The 17706-nt window shown below is 63.9% G+C and carries 22 protein-coding genes; 10 read left to right on the top strand and 12 right to left on the bottom strand.

The window, feature by feature from the left end:
* Positions 1-76: 76 nt before the first annotated feature.
* From C8N43_RS00225 to ppk2, 3 genes are read right to left on the bottom strand one after another with little or no spacing between them, the layout of a single operon-like run.
* On the bottom strand, positions 77-997 hold the full coding sequence (locus tag C8N43_RS00225; protein WP_107843697.1) for a nickel/cobalt transporter: 921 nt from the start codon (positions 995-997) through the stop codon (positions 77-79).
* A complete protein-coding gene (locus C8N43_RS00220) occupies positions 982-1629 on the bottom strand; it encodes a DUF1007 family protein (RefSeq protein WP_107846171.1) in 648 nt (215 codons plus the stop codon). The genes C8N43_RS00225 and C8N43_RS00220 overlap by 16 nt, the downstream gene beginning before the upstream one ends.
* Positions 1630-1668: 39 nt before the next feature.
* Positions 1669-2601, bottom strand: a complete 933-nt coding sequence (gene ppk2, locus C8N43_RS00215) for a polyphosphate kinase 2 (RefSeq protein ID WP_107843696.1) — start codon at positions 2599-2601, stop codon at positions 1669-1671.
* Between the two features lie 236 nt (positions 2602-2837).
* Here ppk2 and parE point away from each other — a divergent pair, with 236 nt between their 5' ends.
* The gene (parE, locus tag C8N43_RS00210; protein WP_211308544.1) at positions 2838-4799 is read left to right on the top strand and encodes a DNA topoisomerase IV subunit B; all 1962 of its coding nucleotides are present in this window, start codon (positions 2838-2840) and stop codon (positions 4797-4799) included.
* 1 nt (position 4800) lies between these two features.
* Here parE and C8N43_RS19405 read toward each other — a convergent pair whose 3' ends face one another.
* Together C8N43_RS19405 and C8N43_RS00200 are read right to left on the bottom strand one after the other, a co-directional pair.
* The gene (locus tag C8N43_RS19405; RefSeq protein WP_146174133.1) at positions 4801-5157 is read right to left on the bottom strand and encodes a hypothetical protein; all 357 of its coding nucleotides are present in this window, start codon (positions 5155-5157) and stop codon (positions 4801-4803) included.
* A complete protein-coding gene (locus tag C8N43_RS00200; RefSeq protein ID WP_107843694.1) occupies positions 5154-5654 on the bottom strand; it encodes a hypothetical protein in 501 nt (166 codons plus the stop codon). Before C8N43_RS00200 ends, C8N43_RS19405 begins: the two co-directional genes overlap by 4 nt.
* Positions 5655-6095: 441 nt before the next feature.
* Between C8N43_RS00200 and C8N43_RS00195 the strand changes: the two genes are divergently transcribed.
* Positions 6096-6371: a glycine zipper 2TM domain-containing protein gene (locus tag C8N43_RS00195; RefSeq protein WP_107843693.1), complete on the top strand. Its 276-nt coding sequence runs from the start codon at positions 6096-6098 to the stop codon at positions 6369-6371.
* A 4-nt stretch (positions 6372-6375) separates the two neighbouring features.
* Here C8N43_RS00195 and C8N43_RS00190 read toward each other — a convergent pair whose 3' ends face one another.
* Together C8N43_RS00190 and C8N43_RS00185 are read right to left on the bottom strand one after the other, a co-directional pair.
* The gene (locus tag C8N43_RS00190) at positions 6376-6771 is read right to left on the bottom strand and encodes a cytochrome c4 (RefSeq protein ID WP_107843692.1); all 396 of its coding nucleotides are present in this window, start codon (positions 6769-6771) and stop codon (positions 6376-6378) included.
* 90 nt (positions 6772-6861) lie between these two features.
* On the bottom strand, positions 6862-7251 hold the full coding sequence (locus C8N43_RS00185; protein WP_107843691.1) for a c-type cytochrome: 390 nt from the start codon (positions 7249-7251) through the stop codon (positions 6862-6864).
* A gap of 132 nt (positions 7252-7383) precedes the next feature.
* Here C8N43_RS00185 and C8N43_RS00180 point away from each other — a divergent pair, with 132 nt between their 5' ends.
* Entirely contained in the window at positions 7384-8040 is a 657-nt protein-coding gene (locus tag C8N43_RS00180) for a hypothetical protein (protein ID WP_245912857.1), read from the top strand.
* Positions 8040-8756: an SDR family NAD(P)-dependent oxidoreductase gene (locus tag C8N43_RS00175; protein WP_107843689.1), complete on the top strand. Its 717-nt coding sequence runs from the start codon at positions 8040-8042 to the stop codon at positions 8754-8756. The genes C8N43_RS00180 and C8N43_RS00175 overlap by 1 nt, the downstream gene beginning before the upstream one ends.
* On the opposite strand, the gene C8N43_RS00170 is transcribed toward C8N43_RS00175, so the two are convergent.
* On the bottom strand, positions 8750-9346 hold the full coding sequence (locus C8N43_RS00170) for a pyridoxamine 5'-phosphate oxidase family protein (RefSeq protein WP_107843688.1): 597 nt from the start codon (positions 9344-9346) through the stop codon (positions 8750-8752). The genes C8N43_RS00175 and C8N43_RS00170 overlap by 7 nt on opposite strands.
* Positions 9347-9488: 142 nt before the next feature.
* On the opposite strand from C8N43_RS00170, the gene C8N43_RS00165 reads away from it, so the two are divergent.
* Entirely contained in the window at positions 9489-9938 is a 450-nt protein-coding gene (locus tag C8N43_RS00165; protein WP_107843687.1) for a DMT family transporter, read from the top strand.
* On the opposite strand, the gene C8N43_RS00160 is transcribed toward C8N43_RS00165, so the two are convergent.
* The 3 genes from C8N43_RS00160 to C8N43_RS00150 are packed head-to-tail and all read right to left on the bottom strand — an operon-like array spanning position 9935 to position 13503.
* Positions 9935-10909, bottom strand: a complete 975-nt coding sequence (locus C8N43_RS00160) for an Ldh family oxidoreductase (RefSeq protein WP_107843686.1) — start codon at positions 10907-10909, stop codon at positions 9935-9937. The genes C8N43_RS00165 and C8N43_RS00160 overlap by 4 nt on opposite strands.
* Positions 10910-10914: 5 nt before the next feature.
* Positions 10915-12720, bottom strand: coding sequence for an ABC-F family ATP-binding cassette domain-containing protein (locus tag C8N43_RS00155; RefSeq protein ID WP_107843685.1), 1806 nt, complete (start codon positions 12718-12720; stop codon positions 10915-10917).
* Positions 12721-12771: 51 nt separating this feature from the next.
* On the bottom strand, positions 12772-13503 hold the full coding sequence (locus tag C8N43_RS00150) for a GNAT family N-acetyltransferase (protein ID WP_107843684.1): 732 nt from the start codon (positions 13501-13503) through the stop codon (positions 12772-12774).
* Positions 13504-13620: 117 nt separating this feature from the next.
* Here C8N43_RS00150 and msrB point away from each other — a divergent pair, with 117 nt between their 5' ends.
* Positions 13621-14013 (top strand): peptide-methionine (R)-S-oxide reductase MsrB, encoded by a 393-nt coding sequence (msrB, locus tag C8N43_RS00145; RefSeq protein ID WP_107843683.1) that lies wholly within the window; start codon positions 13621-13623, stop codon positions 14011-14013.
* 18 nt (positions 14014-14031) lie between these two features.
* Here the strand turns inward: msrB and C8N43_RS00140 are convergent, their stop codons facing one another.
* A complete protein-coding gene (locus C8N43_RS00140; RefSeq protein WP_107843682.1) occupies positions 14032-14499 on the bottom strand; it encodes an outer membrane protein assembly factor BamE in 468 nt (155 codons plus the stop codon).
* Positions 14500-14581: 82 nt separating this feature from the next.
* Here C8N43_RS00140 and C8N43_RS00135 point away from each other — a divergent pair, with 82 nt between their 5' ends.
* The 4 genes from C8N43_RS00135 to C8N43_RS00120 all read left to right on the top strand — a co-directional run bounded on the left by C8N43_RS00135 (position 14582) and on the right by C8N43_RS00120 (position 17673).
* Positions 14582-15154 (top strand): DUF177 domain-containing protein, encoded by a 573-nt coding sequence (locus C8N43_RS00135; protein WP_342748693.1) that lies wholly within the window; start codon positions 14582-14584, stop codon positions 15152-15154.
* A 187-nt stretch (positions 15155-15341) separates the two neighbouring features.
* The gene (gene rpmF, locus C8N43_RS00130; RefSeq protein WP_107843681.1) at positions 15342-15548 is read left to right on the top strand and encodes a 50S ribosomal protein L32; all 207 of its coding nucleotides are present in this window, start codon (positions 15342-15344) and stop codon (positions 15546-15548) included.
* A 26-nt stretch (positions 15549-15574) separates the two neighbouring features.
* Positions 15575-16702, top strand: a complete 1128-nt coding sequence (plsX, locus tag C8N43_RS00125) for a phosphate acyltransferase PlsX (RefSeq protein ID WP_425437024.1) — start codon at positions 15575-15577, stop codon at positions 16700-16702.
* 2 nt (positions 16703-16704) lie between these two features.
* On the top strand, positions 16705-17673 hold the full coding sequence (locus C8N43_RS00120) for a beta-ketoacyl-ACP synthase III (protein ID WP_107843679.1): 969 nt from the start codon (positions 16705-16707) through the stop codon (positions 17671-17673).
* The last annotated feature ends 33 nt before the right edge of the window (positions 17674-17706 follow it).

Genomic DNA, 17706 nt, shown 5'->3' with positions numbered 1-17706 from the left:
GACGCAGCAAGCGCGACGGCCGCAAAGTCTTATGAAGACTTTGGCCCAGAGTTTCGGGGAAACTCTGGCTGCGCGCTCAGAGCGCGCGCAGCAGCAGACCGCCTGCGATCACGACCACCAAACCGCCCGCGACCATTTCGATGATGGGCACCGCGCGTGCCAGAACGCCGCCTTGCGCACCCGCCAGAATGCCGCCGCGCAGGCCGATGGCCGCCAACCCGACCGCGATCGTGACCGAAGCAGTCCCCAGAGCCATGGCAAATGTCGCGGCGATCCCCGCCAGGGCGATGCCCATCTGCCACGTCAGGATCAGCACAAAGAGCGCCCCGGTGCAGGGTCGGATCGCAATGCCCGCGATCAAGGCCAGCGCGTCGCGCAGCGAGCGGGCTTTTGTGACGTCATCTAGGCTCGGCCCGTGCTTATGCCCGCAGCTGGAGCACACATCATCATCACCATGGTGATGATGGTCGCGATCATGATCGTGGTGGTGGTCATGCGCGTGTTTGGCTGGCCGCAATTTGCGCAGGCCCCGCCACACCAGCCACAGGCCAATGGCCGCGATGGCCGCATAGCTCACGGGCGCGAAGATATCCTCCGCCGCGCCCACCATCTGCTCGCGCGCAAGCCCCAGGATCCACACGCCCGCATAGACCAGCACGATGGCCGTGACCGTCTGCCCCAGCGAGGCCAGCAGGGAGATCACCGACAGCCGCAGCCAAGGCACCTTGCGGCCCAGCCCGTAGCCCCCGATCAACACCTTGCCATGGCCCGGCCCGACCGCGTGGAAGAACCCGTAGGCAAAGCACGCGCCCATAAGGGCTGCGAGTGCCCCGGCCTCGCCCGCGCGCAATCCGCGCAGGGTGCCCGCCATCTGGTTTTGGAAACTGCGCTGCTCGCCCGCAGCCCAAAGGGCCAGCTGGTCAAAGCCGCCCGATTGCCACAACCACAGCCCGCAGGCGGCCACGGCGAGGGCCACAAGGCTCACGATCCCGCGCATGTCACCTCGATCTGCGTGGCGAATTGCGCACCAATATTGTCAAAGCCCACATCCGCCGGATCGACCGAGGGGTCGAGCGCCAGAAGCTGCTCCTGGATCTGAGTCAGGGCGCCGGTCACGTCCGGCACAACCACGTCAAAGCCGCAGCCCGCGGGCGCGCCGGTCAGGCGTACGGGCTTGGTGACGTCATAGGCGGTGTAGAACGTCTCGTCATAGGGCTTTATCACGAGGGCGTCATTGACGAACGGGCTGCCTTCCACCTCGCGCAAATGGGTCGAGCTGAGGCGGCCGTCCTTGTAATCCGCCGTGTAGGCCACCGGTCGCGACAGCGCCAGCTCGGTGCCACCCAGATAGGCGCGGGTGTCGCCGTAATAGCCCTGCATCCAGTCCTGGTCGAAGCCTTGCAGCGCGGCCATTTCGGCATCGGTCAGCTCGCCATCAAAATCCGGGTCGAGTTTCATGTCCTCGGTGATCCACAGCGAGTAGAGCTCGTCATACTCCCAGGTGATGCGCAGATGGGTGACCCGCCCGGCCTCGTCAAAAATAACCTCAACCCCCGTGTCCACGAAGACATGCGGGTGGGCCAGCGCGGGGGCGGGCGCAAGCATCAGGGCGGCAAGGAGATACCTCATATGCAGTGACATAAGGGCCTGCCGCGCTGGCGGCAAGTTCTACCCGGTGTGCCGGGTGCTTGGATGCAAAGCCTTGCCCAAAATATGCGCGTCGCGATGGATCACATGCTCCGCGCGTCCCACAAGCAGCGGGTCCGGCGCACCCACCAGAGCCTCGTCTTTGTCGGGGTAGTCGAGGCTGGCAAGGAAATGCCGCATGCAGCCCAGCCGCGCGCGTTTCTTATCGTCGGACTTGATGACGGTCCACGGCGCATCGGCGGTGTCGGTGTAGAAGAACATCGCCTCCTTGGCCTCGGTGTAGTCGTCCCATTTGCCAAGGCTCGCCTTGTCGATCGGGCTGAGCTTCCAGCGCTTAAGCGGGTCGTCCGCGCGGCTGTCGAAACGGCGTTTCTGCTCCTCTTGGGTGACGGAAAACCAGTATTTGTAAAGCTTTATGCCCGACCGGACCAACATGCGCTCCAGCTCCGGCGTCTGGCGCATGAACTCCAGATACTCATCGGGGGCGCAGAACCCCATCACCCGCTCGACGCCTGCGCGATTGTACCAGGAGCGGTCGTAGAGCACGATTTCGCCCCCGGTCGGGAGGTGCTGAAGGTAGCGTTGGAAGTACCACTGTCCGCGCTCGGCATCGCTGGGCTTGTTCAGCGCCACGACCCGCGCCGCCCGCGGGTTGAGGTGCTCGGTGAAGCGTTTGATCGCGCCCCCCTTGCCCGCCGCATCGCGTCCCTCGAACAGCAACACGAACTTTTGACCGGTCTCCTGCGCCCAAAGCTGCACCTTGAGCAGTTCCGCCTGCAGCTTGGCCTTGTCAGCCTCATAGGCCTTGCGCGGCAGGCGGTCGCCGTAGGGATAGCTGTCCTGCTCGAACCGCGCCGCCGGAACGGGCGCCACGGGCGCCGGTTTCGGTGCCGGGGCGGGCGGCTCTGCGGCCCTTTCGGATTTCGGTTCGATCGCGGTCACTTTGCGCGTCATCTGCGTCTCCCTCATGCTGTCGGATGCCCCCCATTAGCCGATCGCGCGTGGCGTGACGTTGATCTGGCTCAAGATGCGGCCCGCCTGGGCCGCGACGCGCCGGAAATCGGCCGCGTCCCCCACGATCTTGTGGATAGGCGCGCCTTTTACGGGACATCTGGCATCGCGCGCTCTTCCCCCGCCCCCGCCGCTCTGCCATAATCCAGCAAAACAAAGCCAATCAGAGCGGTATATCCATGGCAGACGACATGTTCTCCGGTGCGGGAAGCAATGACGACTATAATGCCTCCTCCATCGAGGTGCTGGAGGGGCTCGAGCCCGTGCGCAAGCGCCCCGGCATGTATATCGGCGGCACCGACGAGCGCGCCCTGCACCACATGGTGGCCGAGGTGCTCGACAACTCCATGGACGAGGCCGTCGCGGGCTTTGCCAACCGGATCGAGGTTGAGCTGAACGATGACTACTCGATCACCATCAAGGATAATGGCCGCGGCATCCCCATCGACCCGCACCCCAAGTTCCCCGACAAATCCGCGCTCGAGGTGATCTTGTGCACGCTCCACGCGGGCGGCAAGTTCTCGGGCAAGGCCTACCAGACCTCCGGCGGTCTGCACGGCGTCGGCGCGTCGGTGGTCAACGCGCTCTCCGACAGCATGGTCGTGCAGGTGGCGCGCGACAAGAAGGTGTTCGAGCAGCGCTTCTCCCGCGGCCTGCCGCTTGGCCCCGTGGCCGAGGTCGGCCAGACCCAGAACCGCCGCGGCACCACGGTCACCTTCCACGCCGACGTGGAAATCTTCGGCAATCACCGCTTCAAGCCTGCGCGGCTGTTCAAGTCCATCCGCTCCAAGGCCTACCTGTTCTCGGGCGTCGAGATCCGCTGGAAGTCCGCAATCGACGATGGCGAGACCCCGACGGAGGCCACGTTCCACTTCCCCGGTGGCCTCAGCGACTACCTGTCCGAAACGCTTGGCAAGTCCACCACCTACGCCGACACCGCCTTCGCGGGCACCGTCGACTTTCAGGAGAAGTTCGGCGCCGCTGGCAAGGTCGAGTGGGCGATCAACTGGACCCCAGCCCGCGACGGCTTCATCCAGAGCTATTGTAACACCGTGCCCACGCCCGAGGGCGGCACGCACGTGACCGGCTTCTGGGCCGCAATCCTCAAGGGGATCAAGGCGTATGGCGAGTTGACCAACAACAAGAAGGCCGGGCAGATCACCCGCGACGATCTGATCTCGGGCGGCTGCGCGCTGGTCTCCTGCTTCATCGCCGAGCCCGCCTTCGTGGGCCAGACCAAAGACCGCCTGTCGACCGAGGCCGCCGCGAAATATTGCGAGGCCGCCGTGCGCGACCATTTCGACAATTGGCTCGCCTCCGACACCAAGTCCGCCGGTGCCATCCTCGATTTCCTCGTCCTGCGGGCCGAGGAACGCCTGCGCCGCAAGCAGGAGAAAGAGACCTCCCGCAAATCCGCCACCAAGAAGCTGCGCCTGCCGGGCAAGCTCACCGATTGTACCTCCAAGACCCGCGAGGGCACGGAGCTGTTCATCGTCGAGGGCGACAGCGCGGGCGGCTCCGCCAAGGGTGCCCGCAAGCGCGAAACGCAGGCGCTGCTGCCGCTCAAGGGTAAGATCCTCAACGTGCTGGGGGCCGCGTCCGGCAAGCTCACCTCAAACGCGGAAATCTCCGACCTGTGCGAGGCGCTTGGCTGCGGCATGGGCACCAAGTTCAACCTCGACGATCTGCGCTATGACAAGATCATCATCATGACCGACGCCGATGTCGACGGCGCCCATATCGCGTCGCTGCTGATGACGTTCTTCTTCGTGCAGATGCGCCCGCTCATCGATCAGGGTCATCTCTATCTGGCCTGCCCGCCTTTGTACCGCCTGACGCAAGGCGCACACCGGCTCTACGTCCCCGACGACGCAGCAAAAGAGGCCGCGCTGGCGAAGGGTCTGGGCGGCAAGGGCAAGATCGACGTGCAACGCTTCAAGGGTCTGGGCGAGATGGACGCGAAGGATTTGAAAGAGACCACCATGGACCCCGCCACCCGCCAGCTCATCCGCGTGACGGTGCAGGAGGACGAGCCCGGAGAGACCGGCGATCTGGTCGAACGGCTGATGGGCAAGAAGCCGGAGCTGCGGTTTGAGTACATCCAGCAGAATGCGAAGTTTGTTGAGGATGTGGATGTTTAGTCTAAAACGGGACTTCATCGTCCAGATTATCCAGTTCTCTCAGAATGTTATCGAGAGCCTGATCAGCGCCGGATTTTTGACGTTTAACAGTTCGGAAAAGCGATGCGAAAACACCTCCAGCAGAAATAAAACCTGTCGAAGTGAGCTCATCATCTGTGAAGGCATCAATTTCTTTTCCAAATTCGTCTCTAACTATAAGACGGTACTCGTCAATTAATTCGAAAAACTGAACTTCGACCTTCATTTCGCCTAATTGAGTTGAGATTTCGTCTCCATGAACTGTTTCGTTCCAAGACAGCTTTCCGGCCCTGGTAAGTGAAACCAATTTCTGAAGCAATTGACCCCATTTATCACTCATGCATTCAACGCCTTCTCTTTTAATTCTACTTGCAGAGCAGTGGCCTTCAAAGTGTTTCTGTTCAACATATTCTTGACCTTCACCTGATCGATGGGGCCATCTTCGTGCAGGGCTTTATCAGATAGTTTGGACAACCAAGCCATCTGGGTGGCCATGCCCGCTAAGGCCTTAGAGCCTTCTTCAGAGATTTCCACCGAAGATGAACTTTGAAGCGTTGCAACTATCGCTTGCGCATCCGTACAATGCTCTGAGATTCGCTCCCAATCCATACGATCTAACCGCCAGCGAATCTCCTTGAGTACCCTCAAAAGACTCCCCATTTCCGACACTGCCTCAATCGAGTTAATAGATTGAACCGCATTGTTTGCCGCCATCTTTGCCAATTTCGAGTTTCGGCTAGCCCTAAACGCGAAAAATGTACTGAATAAAGCTAAAACTCCACCCCAGAAATCATAGCCAGCCCACGCATATAGAATTTCCCAGGTCAGCCCGTACAACTATCTCAATCCCCCTGCCTTCGCCCAAATCTATATAGGATTTCCCAAACTTCAATCCTTTGATGCAAAACGCGATCACTTAGTCAGCACAACATGGATTTTCTCAAATTTGCAGCGCAGCTTTTGAGCAAAATCATCCCCGCGAGATCGGGGGGAGGAGGATCCCCAGCCTCTGAACGCAAGCGCTTTTTGGCGGCCAAGCGCATTCCACAGAACGAACGTCTCACTAACACCAACCAAATCGCCGCCCCGTCAAACCGCAGGTTTGCCTCCGGCAAAACGGGGCGGGACGGCGATGTGCGGCGGCTACGCCTTGGTTCCGCACGGGTGCAAAGCTCTCCCTGTCATCCGCAATTGACCCCGATCAATCCGGACCCGGCCCTCTTGATGTATCCCCTCCACATCCCCCGCACCCCCGCGGGGACCCCGATGGAGGACCCCATGAAAACCATTCTGATCCCCCTCGCCACCGCCGCCCTGCTGGCACTGCCCGCCTGCGATAACCTCTCGGACACCGAGAACGACATCATCGGCGGCGTCGCGGGCGCCACGGTGGGCGTGCTCACCGCCCGGGCGCTCAACGCCAACACCAACTGGACCATCCTCGCAGCCCTCGGCGGCGCGGTCGCGGGCACGCTGGTGGCGCGCAACCGGCAGACCGGCGAATGCGCCTATGCCAATGGCGATGGCACCTACCGCGCCGGGCCCTGCCGCTGAGGCGTTATTGTTGAATGCTCTCCAGGTAGCCGATCAGATCGACGACCGGCTGGCTGGTCATGATCAACACCCCGTCCTCGCCCGGGATGGTCACGCCCTCGCCCTCGAAGAACGGGCCGTAGACCGGCATCGGGCTGCCGTGGGAGACCAGCGGGTCGGTCCCGTCAATGCGCCGGATCGCCCAGGCGCGCGGGAACACCCCGTCATTCTCGCCCGCCAGAATCGTAAGGTCGGTGGGCCGGATGATCATCACCTGCGCCATCGGCCCGTCGCCCCGGGCCTCCGTGCCATGGCAGGCCACGCAATACTGCGAGAAATACTCCGCCCCCGCCTCGATATTCTGGGCGGTGGCAGGGGTCATGCAAAGGGCGGCCAGCGCGGCGGCGGTCAGATGTCTCATCGGAGGGTCTCCTGTCGTTGCGATCCCCCTGAGCCTAGTCGGCGGCGCCCGCGGGCGCGTTGATGCAAATCAAGGCGCGTCTGCCCCGCCCTAGGGTCGCTGCAACGCCTCGAGATACTCGGCCACCGCCAGCAGCGGCTCCGGCACCGGGGTGACGACCCCGTCCAGCTCCACCGCCGCCATGGGACCTGCGAAGAAGCTGCCGAACTCGGGCATCGCCGTCTCGAAGCGCGGGTTGCGGTGGAAGCCGTCGATGGTGCTGAGCACCCGCTCCATTGGAAACACGCCGCCATTGCGCGCGCTGAGCCGGGTCAGGTCGGCGGGCTTGCGCTTGAGCACGTCGCTCGCCCAGCCCTCCCCCGTCGCATCCGCGCCGTGGCACGATGCGCAATTCTCGGCAAACAGCTGCTTGCCCGTGGGCGGCTCGGGCTGGGCGCAGGCCGCCACGCCACAAACCATTGTAAGGTAAAGATATTTCATGCTCGCCTCCTGCTGTGATCCTAACCGTAAGTTGTGTGTGTCACAACAACCTTGAGGCAGATCAAATCCCTTGCGAGGCGGGCGAAGACTTGCCACTCTGCCCTCATGCGCCTGTTGTTTCTCCTTGCTTTCTTGACCCTTGCAGCCTGCGGTCGCCCTCTCTCAGAGGCCGAGACCCGCTTTGCCGTGGAATTCCACGGCCCCCAGCTCGACACGTCCAAGATCCGCATCCGCCAGGCCCCGGTTTTGCAGCTCTACAGCGCATCCTACCCGGCCCCGCCCCGCACGACCTGCGCCCAGAAACTGTTCCCGCCACCGGAAGAAGCGGTTCTGACAGGCTCCCCCGCGGCGACGGTTTTGTTCAATACAATCAACATCAACCCCGACTACATCGCGCGCGATTACATGCCCGCCTACCCCGACGCGGCCTCGCTTCTGGCGTCGATGTTTCTCGCCCATGAACTGGTCCATGTATGGCAATGGCAAAACCGTGAAACCACCGGCTTCCACCCGCTGAAGGCCGCGCGCGAGCATCAGATCAGCCCCGACCCCTACCTGTTCGAGCTCGACGCAGAGCCCGACTTCCTCGAGTTCGGCTACGAACAGCAAGGCGCCATCGCGTCGGAATACGTCTGCTGCGCGGCGCTGGCCCCGGATGCGCCGCGCACGAAGCGGCTTGAGCGGCTGCTCAGCCCGCATTTCCGATTGAAAAACATGACCTCGAAACTGGATCGCGCCAAGATGGTGCTGCCGTGGGATGGGGTCGAATTGCAGGGGATTTGCGACTGATGAACACCTATGATCTGACGGGTCGAACCGCCGTAGTCACCGGCGGTGCCCAAGGCATCGGCGCGGCGGTGGTCGAGCGGTTGCACGCCTCCGGCGCGCGGGTCGCGGTGTGGGACATGCAGAAGGCCGAGGCCGATTTCAGCACCTCTTGCGACATATCCGAAATGGCATCCGTTCAAGCCGCGCTGCAGTCCACGGAAGCCGCCCTTGGCCCGGTCGATATCTTGGTGAACTCCGCCGGGATCGCAGGCCCCAACGCCCCCATCCAGGACTACGACGACGCGGCTTGGGCGCAGATCGTGGCGGTTAATCTGACCGGCACCTACAACACCAACAAGGCCGTTCTGTCTGGCATGCGCGCGCGCGATTACGGCCGCATCCTCAATATCGCCTCCATTGCAGGCAAGGAGGGCAACCCCAACGCCTGCGCCTACTCCGCGTCCAAAGCGGGCGTTATCGGCTTCACGAAATCGGCGGGAAAAGAGAATGCTGACAAGAACATAGCCGTTAATTGCGTGACCCCCGCCGCTGCCCGCACGCCCATCTTCGATCAGATGAGCGAGGAGCACATCGGCTACATGCTGTCTAAGATCCCCCGCGAACGGTTCCTCGAGGTCGAGGAGGCCGCGAACATGATCGCCTGGATCGTCTCGGCGGAAAACAGCTTCACCACGGGCGCGGTGTTCGACCTGTCTGGCGGCCGCGCCACCTACTGAGCGGCGAGTTTCGCTTCCAACTCCGCAATCCGCGCGCCCATCTGGGCCAGCGCCTGTTCGACCTCGGGACGCGTGTATCGCTCGGTGATGTATTTCGGGCAATTCCACTCATAGCTCGCCACCCGCACGATCATACCGCGCTCGACCTGCGCCGGGCTGCCATCGGATAGCTGGGCCATAAATGGATCATCCGGCGAGATCACCCGCGCATGGCCGAACACCTTCAGTCGTGTCTTGGAGGCGTAATCAATGAAAAACAGTGACACGCGGTCCTCGCCCGCGATGTTCCCGGTCGAGATATATTGCCGGTTTCCAACATACTCTGCCCAGCCAAACTCGTGAGATGAAAGCACTTTGACAAACCCGGCGGGCCCGCCACGATGCTGCATATACGGCCAGCCGGTCTCCCCAACCGAGGCCATGTAAAAACTGTCCCGCGCGCCCAAATAGTTCTGCTCAGCCTCCGTCAGCTCGGTCTTCATAGGCTTTGGCGAAGCTTCGTATTTCGCGTACATCTCGCGGCTGCCCTGCGCTTCCTGCAAAGCCTTGACCCTCGGTGTGAACGCAATCTCGTGGTAGGTGTTCGGCATGGCGGCCTCCTTTTCAGCTCTGGCACCTTACCCGAACCGCTCCGCGCCCGCCTATCCATCACCAATGCACATGATCCGTGCGCTTGCCCTTGCCCGGTGCCTGTTTCATCTTGGCAGAAATATTCCCGCCGGAGGCTCCGCCATGACCACCCCTAGCTATGCCCTGATCATGCTCGCGGCGGGCATTGGCATCCCGATCCTCGCGGCCCTGAACGCAAGCCTTGGCCGCCAGATTGGCGCGCCAGCCGCCGCATCCGTTGTCCTTTTCGCCGTCGCATTCGCGACTGCGTTCGCTGTGGTTCTATTCACCGGCCCGCAAGCCATCACCAAGGTCGCCAGCGCGCCGAAACACCTGCTGCTGGCGGGTGTTCTGATCGCCTTCTACGTGCTGTCGATCACTTACATCGCGCCGCATTTCGGCGTCGGGAACGCGGTGTTCTTCGTGCTTTTGGGGCAGTTGATCTCGGCCGCGCTGATCGACCATTTCGCCCTGTTTGGCGCAACCCAAAGCCCGCTCACGCTCACGCGTGCGGCCGGCATCGCCGTGATGGCTGCCGGGGTCTTCCTGACCCAGATCACAGGCCGCGCTTAAGTCAGCGCGGACAGCTTTTCCCAAAGCGCATCAGCGACTTGCACGACAGACGCTTCAGCCCGCGTGGCCCCGGGGATACGCGCGCCGGGCTGCTCGGCCACCGCGTCGGCCATCCGCGCGAACCGCGCGCCGAAGGCGTCCGTGTAGGTGCCCGGGTCCATCAGAAAGTAGAACTGCCCCAAACCGTGCGGCGGGCCATCGGCCAGCTTCAGGCCGCCCACGTCCAGCGAATTGACCGAGCCGGTCATACAGGCCGCCATGACCTCTGCCATCAGGCCAAAGCCCCAGCCCTTGTAGCCGCCGGTCGAGACCAGCGCGCCGCCCAAAGCGGCCTCGGGGTTTGTTGTCGGCGCGCCGTCGGCGTCGACCGCCCAGCCTTCGGGGATCGGCTCGCCCGCGGCCTTCGCCATCGTGATCTTGCCCAAGGCCACGGCGGAGGTGGAGAAGTCGAAATGCATCACCGGCGCGCCGTCACCCGGCACGGTCATGGCAATCGGGTTGGTGCCGATCACCGCCTTGTTGCCGCCCGGCGGGGCCACCACGGGGGATGCGTTGGTGAAACCGATGCCCACCAGCCCGGCGGCAGCGATCTGTTCGGTGAAAAAGCCCAGCGAGGTGCAGGTGTGCGCATGAGCCACCGCAAGCGAGGCCGTGCCGCAGTCTTTCGCCGCCGCGACCGCTTTGGGCAGCGCGCGCGCAAAGGCCGCTTGCGCAAAGCCGAACTTCGCGTCCGCCTTCACCGCGCCCGGGCGGGGACGCGTGACCTCGGGCTCCACATCGCCCTTCACCCGGCCGGAGGCCAGCTGAATGCAGTAGCTTTCCAGGTAATACAGCCCGCAAATGACGTTGCCCGTCTCTTCCGCGCGGCGCACCGCGCGGGCGACCTCGCGCGCCACCCAGTCTGCGGCTCCGTGCTTCGTTAATGCCGCAAAGGACAGCGCCTCGATCTCGTCCAGTGTCACGCTTGCCATGTCTGTCAGCCCTCCCCGGCTTTCTCTTCGAGCATCATCCACTCTTCTTCCGCCGCGTCCAGCGCCGCCTGTCGCTCCACCAGCGCATCGGTGGCCTTCTGGAACTTGGCCGGGTGATCGGTGAACAGGTTGGGGTCCGACATGAACTCGCCCAGCTTGGCGATCTCGGCCTCCAGCCGCTCGATCTCGCCCGGCAGCGCCTCGAGCCGGTGCTTCTCTGTAAAGCTCAAACCGGCATTGGGCGTCTCGGCACTTTTGGCTTGTGCCTTTGGCTTCGCCCTGGTCACCACCTCTGACTTGGCCACCTCGCCCCGCTGGGCCTGATAGTCGCTCCACCCGCCCGCATAGACCGTCGCGCGGCCATCTTCCAAGGCGATGGTCGTCGTCGCCACCCGGTCCAGAAAGTCCCGGTCGTGGCTGACCAACAGCACGGTCCCGTCATAGTCGGTGATCAGCTCCTGCAGCAGGTCGAGCGTCTCGATGTCAAGATCGTTGGTCGGCTCGTCGAGGATCAGGAAGTTGCTTTCCCGCGCCATCAGCCGCGCCAGCAGCAGCCGCGCCTTCTCGCCGCCCGACAGGGAGCGGACCGGCGCGCGGGCCTGCGCTTCGTCGAACAGGAATTCCTTCAGATAGCCCACGATATGCTTCGGCGTGCCGCGCACCATGATGTAGTCGGACTGGCCCCGGACCCGCAGGGCGGTGTCTTCGGTCAGGGACGCCCAAAGCGTGTCATCGGGGTTCAGGGCCGCGCGGTTCTGGTCGAACACCGCCGGGATCAGGTTCGTGCCCAGCGTCACCGTGCCGGTGTCCGGCTCCGCCTGCCCGATCAGCATGTTGAGAAGCGTCGTCTTGCCCGCGCCATTCGGGCCCACAAAGGCGACCCGCTCCCCACGCCCGACCTTCAGGGAGAAGTCCTTCACGATCTGCTGCTCGCCAAAGCTCTTGGAGATGCCATCGGCCACAATGACCTGCTTGCCGCTCTTCGGGCCCGCTTCAAACGCCATCGACGCCGTGCCCTGCCGGGTGATCTGCGCCGCGCGCTCCGCCCGCAGCTCGCCCAAGGCGCGCACACGGCCCATGTTGCGCTTACGGCGCGCGGAGATGCCTTCGACCGCCCAGCGGGCCTCCGCCTTGATCTTGCGGTTGAGCTTGTGGCGCTGCATGTCCTCGTCTTCCCAGGTCTTGTCCCGCCAGGCCTCGAACGCGTCAAAGCCCTTTTCCTGACGGCGCACAGCGCCCCGGTCGATCCACAGCGTGGCGCGGGTCAGCGCCCGCAGGAAAGCCCGGTCGTGGGAGATCAGGATGAAGCCCGCGCGGGTCGATTTCAGCTCCTGTTCCAGCCACGCGATCGCCTCGATATCAAGGTGGTTCGTGGGCTCGTCCAGCAGCATCAACTCAGGCGCTTCGGCAAGCAATTTCGCCAGCGCCGCGCGCCGCCGCTCGCCGCCCGATGCGGTCTCGACAGGCGCGCCAAGGTTCAGCTTTAGGCCTTCCGCGGCCGCTTCAACCTTGTAGGCATCGCCAAAATCCAAATCGCTGGACGCGTAGTCCCCAAGGGTCGCGAAGCCCGACAGGTCGGGGTCCTGCTCCATATATCCGGTGGAGGTCGCAGGGGCCAAAACCCGCGCGCCGCTATCGGCTTCGACCAAGCCCGCCATGACCTTCATCAGGGTCGACTTGCCAGACCCGTTGCGCCCCACCAGCGCCACCCGATCGCCCGGATGGACGACGAGGGACAGGTCTTCGAAGACGGGATCGCCGCCAAAGGTGAGCGAGATATCGGTGAGCTGAAGAAGGGGTGCACGGGCCATGCCCCTCCGCTACGGCCAAAGGCTGGGAGGGTCAACCGCCCGGGCGCGCGCCTACCCCGCGACGGCCCGCAAGAGCTTCTTGCGCGCGGGCGGGATCGCCCCGATCTCGAGACCGGTGAAGACGTGCAACGTGTTCAGATCGCGGTCGACAACGGCATGATCGCTGACCCAACCGCCCATCAGAAGATAGGTGCGCAGCAGCGGCGGCATTGCCCGCATCGCGGCCTTCAGGTCCGGGCGGCGCAGCCTGAGCTTGGAGGCAAACGGGAAAACCTTCGGCGCCTTGACCCGGGGCAGCCAGCGTTTCGGGGCAAGATGGCGCTCCTTGAGCAGCGAGAACGCATCAAGGTAATCCTCCTCCGAGGTGCCCTTAAAGGACGAGCAGCCAAACAGCATCTCCACGCCGTTCTCGTCCACATAGGCCGTCAGCGCGCCCCAGGCGACCCGCAGGATGTCGGGGTCGTGGTGGTCAGGGTGGATGCAAAAGCGGCCCATTTCGACCATGGCCCCCTCGAACGCCTCGAGCCGCGCGAGACCGTAGTGCTGCGCGGAGTAGCTGCGCGCGATGGCCCGGCCATTGTCGAGCGGCATCAGGCGGAAGCAACAGACCAGCGTGCCGCGCGCGTTTTCGACCAGAACATGCTGGCACAACGGATCGAACGCGTCGCAGTCCAAAGCGGCCCCGTCCCGGAAGCTCAGCGCGCGCAGCTCCTGCGCCGCGCGGATGTCGGCGTCCCCGTCGGCAAATCGTGCACTGTAGCGGCCTTTGGCGAGAAGTGGCATGGCGCGGCCCTCCGGATCGGGCCGGGTGTCTTGGACCTCGGCCTCTCACGACTTATCTAGGAGCGGAACAGGCATTTAGGCAAGAGCCCTTTGAGCGGGCATGGAAGGACCACGCGTATGGATAAAGTGATCAAGTCGGACGAGGAATGGCGCGCGCAACTGGGCGATCTGGGCTTCAAGGTGATGCGCAAGCACGGCACCGAGCGGGCGCACACCCATGACGACTTCCCCAAGGCGGCGGGCACCTTCATGTGCGCGGGCTGCGGCGCGCCGCTATTCGATGCCGAAACCAAGTTCGAAAGCGGCACCGGCTGGCCCTCTTTCTATGCGCCGCTCGATGACGAGATGGTGGGCGAGAGCGTCGACAAAAGCTGGTTCATGACCCGCACCGAGGTCCATTGCAACCGCTGCGACGGCCATCTGGGCCATGTCTTTCCGGACGGGCCGCAGCCCACCGGCCTGCGCTACTGCATCAACGGTGTCGCGTTGGAGTTCGAGCCGGAAGAGTGAGGTCAGGCGGGCGGCGGATCAGCCGCCCAAAGCCTCGCCCAGGTCGATATTGCCGAAGTTGCGCAGGATCTGGCGAATGAACGTCACGTCACGCACATTCGTCTCGGTGACCCGGCGCGACAGCTCGACCACCTGGCCATCCTCAAGCCCGTAGCGCTCGACATTGGTCAGCACATCGTCCTCGAAGCGAAGGGCCACGACCTGTCGGTTGGTCTCGCGCGGGGCGCGCCAGCCGACATGCTCGACCGTGCTGCCGACGTAGAACCAGTCACCGCCCGCCAGAACGCCGGAGGCTGACGGCTTGCCGATCAGGTCTTCCACGCTGCCGCGCGTGTCCGCGCCCACGGCGAGTGTGTCGAGATCTTCCTGAAGCGGGATGTAGCCGTGGTTGCGCACGATGGGGCTGCACGCCGAAAGCGCCACCGCGAAAGCCACCGCCGTCAGCGTCGCGGTACGTCTCGACCGCTTGTTCTCCCCGTGCCGCATAACCGCGCGACCCCCGTTTCTTATGCTACTTGCTCAACAATGCCTCGAAGGCTTAATGAAGGGCTTACAGAAGGACGCGCACGTGATCAAGAAAGATAGCTCTGCCATGGCTGACCCTACGTTGCTTCGCTTGGCCGATCTGCCCAGCCGGGTTCCCACCCCGATCTCCCATATCCCTAACGCCGATGCACTGGCGGCCCTTGCCGAAGCGCTCGACATCTCTGCGGTGCGGAAATTGCGGCTTGAAGGGGTGCTGAAGCCCATGGGCAAGACCGATTGGCGGCTCGAGGCCCGTCTGGGTGCGACCGTGGTGCAGCCCTGCGTGGTCACGCTGGAGCCGGTGACAACCCGGATCGAGGAGCCGCTGGAGCGCAACTATCTTGCCGACTATGAGCCGCCGACCGAGGCCGAGCTGGAGATGGACGGCGACGATATCTCCGAGGCCCTGCCTGCGACGCTGGACCTCTCGGAGGTTGCCGCCGAGGCGCTGGCGCTGGCGCTGCCGCCCTTCCCGCGCGCCGAGGGCGCGGAGTTGGGCCAGCGCGATTTTGCCCCGCCCGGGGCGGAGCCGCTGGACGATGATGCCGTCAAACCGTTCGCCGGTCTGGCCGAGCTGAAGGCCAAGATGGAGCGCTCCGGCGGCTCGGACGCCTGAGACGGCGCGGATCGGCATCGAATCTCTTGCCAAACGGGGCAGAATGCGTATTTTCCGCGCTTCTTGAGAATATGGCTCTGGACGCCCGCATCCGCAGGCGGTAGACGCCCCTACAAAGGCGCCGTGATGGCGCGCGAAACAGATACACTGGGCCGCATGATGGCCCCCGAACACCGAAGGTTGAGACATGGCCGTCCAGCAGAATAAAGTTTCCAAGTCGCGCCGCAACAACCGCCGCGCACATGACGCGCTGGTCGCGGCCAATCCCGACGAGTGCACCAACTGCGGCGAGCTGAAGCGCCCGCACCACGTGTGCCCCTCCTGCGGCCACTATGCCGACCGTGAGGTCGTCGCACTGACCGAAGAGGTCGATCTGGACGACGACGCCGCTTAAGCTTAGGCTGCGCTGCAACAACAGTTGTGCGGCGCACAGCCAAGCAAATATGGGCAGGCATTCCGGTGGGATCATCTGACACCGTTATCTCCATCGACGCTATGGGCGGGGACTTGGGCCCCGCCGCTGTCGTGTCCGGGATGGCCAAATCAGCCGAAAAGAACCCCAACCTGCGCTACATCGTGCACGGCGACGAGGCGCAACTGAAACCGCTGATCGCCAAGCGCAAAATCACCGACATCTGCGACATCCGCCACGCCAGCGACGTGGTTACGATGCACGAGAAACCGTCCCATGTGATGCGTCATGGCAAAGGCACGTCCATGTGGTCGGCAATCGAGGCGGTGCGCGCGGGCGACGCCACCGTTTGCGTCAGCTGCGGCAACACCGGCGCGCTGATGGCGGTCTCGATGATCCGCCTTCGCAAGGTCTCCGGCGTGAACCGCCCTGCCATTGCCTGCCTCTGGCCCTCCCGCAATCCGTCCGGCTTCAACGTGATGCTGGACGTGGGCGCCGACATTCGCGCCGATCAGGACGATCTGCTGCAATACGCGCTCATGGGGTTGAGCTACGCCCGCAACGGCTTCGGCATCGCCCGGCCGCGCATCGGCCTGCTCAATGTCGGCACCGAAGAGCACAAAGGCCGGGCTGAGCTGAAAGTCGCCCACGAGATGATCGAGGCCGCCGCCGACAGCAATGACTTCGACTATGTTGGCTTCGTCGAGGGCGGTGATATCCCGTCGGACCGGGTCGATGTGATCGTGACCGACGGCTTCACCGGCAACGTCGCTCTCAAGACTGCCGAGGGCACGGCGAACCTGATCTCCGAGGGCCTGCGCGAGGCGTTCAAATTCTCGCCCCTGTCGCGCATCGCGGCCCTGCTCGCCTATCCCTCCCTGCGCCGGTTGCGCAAGCGGATCGACCCGCGCCGTGTCAATGGCGGGGTGTTTCTGGGCCTCAACGGCACGGTGGTGAAATCCCACGGTTCCGCCGATGCCACCGGCGTCTCGGCGGCGATCAAACTGGCGGTGCAGCTGGCCCAATCAGGTTTCGGTGAGAAGCTCGCCGCCCGGGTTGCATCCGCGAGCGAGGCGGGTCAAGTTGCCGACACGGCTGGGGAGCCGCAAACGGCAGGGGGCACCAACAGCACATGAGCATGATCCGATCCGCCCTGCGGGGCATGGGCCACGCCCTGCCCGAGCGTGTCGTCGAGAACGCCGAGTTCGAGGCGTGGATGGACACTTCGGATGAGTGGATCCGGGCGCGTTCGGGCATCGAACGCCGCCATTTCGCAGCCGATGGGCAGACCACCTCCGACCTCGCCACCGAGGCGGCGCGGGCCGCCTTGATCGACGCCGGCATGAAGGCCGACCAGATCGACGCGATCGTCGTTGCCACCTCGACCCCGGACACGACCTTCCCCTCCGTGGCCACGATCGTGCAGGGCAATCTCGGCACGAAAGGCTTCGCCTTTGACGTACAGGCCGTCTGCGCGGGCTTCGTCTTCGCGATGGCCAACGCGGACGCACTGATCAAATCCGGTCAGGCCACCCGGGTGCTCGTCATTGGGGCCGAGACCTTCTCGCGCATCATGAACTGGGAAGACCGCACGACCTGCGTGCTGTTTGGCGATGGCGCAGGCGCTGTGGTGCTGGAGGCCCAAGAGGGCCAGGGCACCTCCGCCGATGCGGGCATCCTCGCCACCGATCTGAACTCCGACGGCACCTACCGTGATCTGCTCTATGTCGATGGCGGCGTCTCCAAGACCCAGACCACCGGCGTGCTCGTGATGCAGGGCAAGGAGGTCTTTCGTCACGCGGTCGAAAAGCTCGCCAAGACCGCCGAGACCGCGCTCGAGAAATGCGGCCTGAGCGACGCCGATGTCGACTGGGTCGTCCCCCATCAGGCCAATCTGCGCATCATCAAGTCGACCGCGAACAAGATGAACATCCCGATGGAGCGGGTGGTCGTGACCGTGCAGGACCATGGTAATACATCCGCCGCATCGATTCCCTTGGCGCTCTCAGTTGCCAAGACGCAGGGCAAATTCCAGCCCGGCCAAGTCCTTGTGATGGAGGCGATTGGCGGTGGATTGGCATGGGGCGCGGTGGTTTTGCGCCTCTGAGCCGGATTTCACGGCTCAATTCTTGCTGAAAGG

The organism is Litoreibacter ponti, from assembly GCF_003054285.1.
In the GTDB taxonomy this organism is placed as follows: Bacteria; Pseudomonadota; Alphaproteobacteria; order Rhodobacterales; family Rhodobacteraceae; genus Litoreibacter; species Litoreibacter ponti.
The sequence above is the reverse complement of the archived record's forward strand: the minus strand, read 5'-3'. Positions and strand labels throughout refer to the sequence as shown.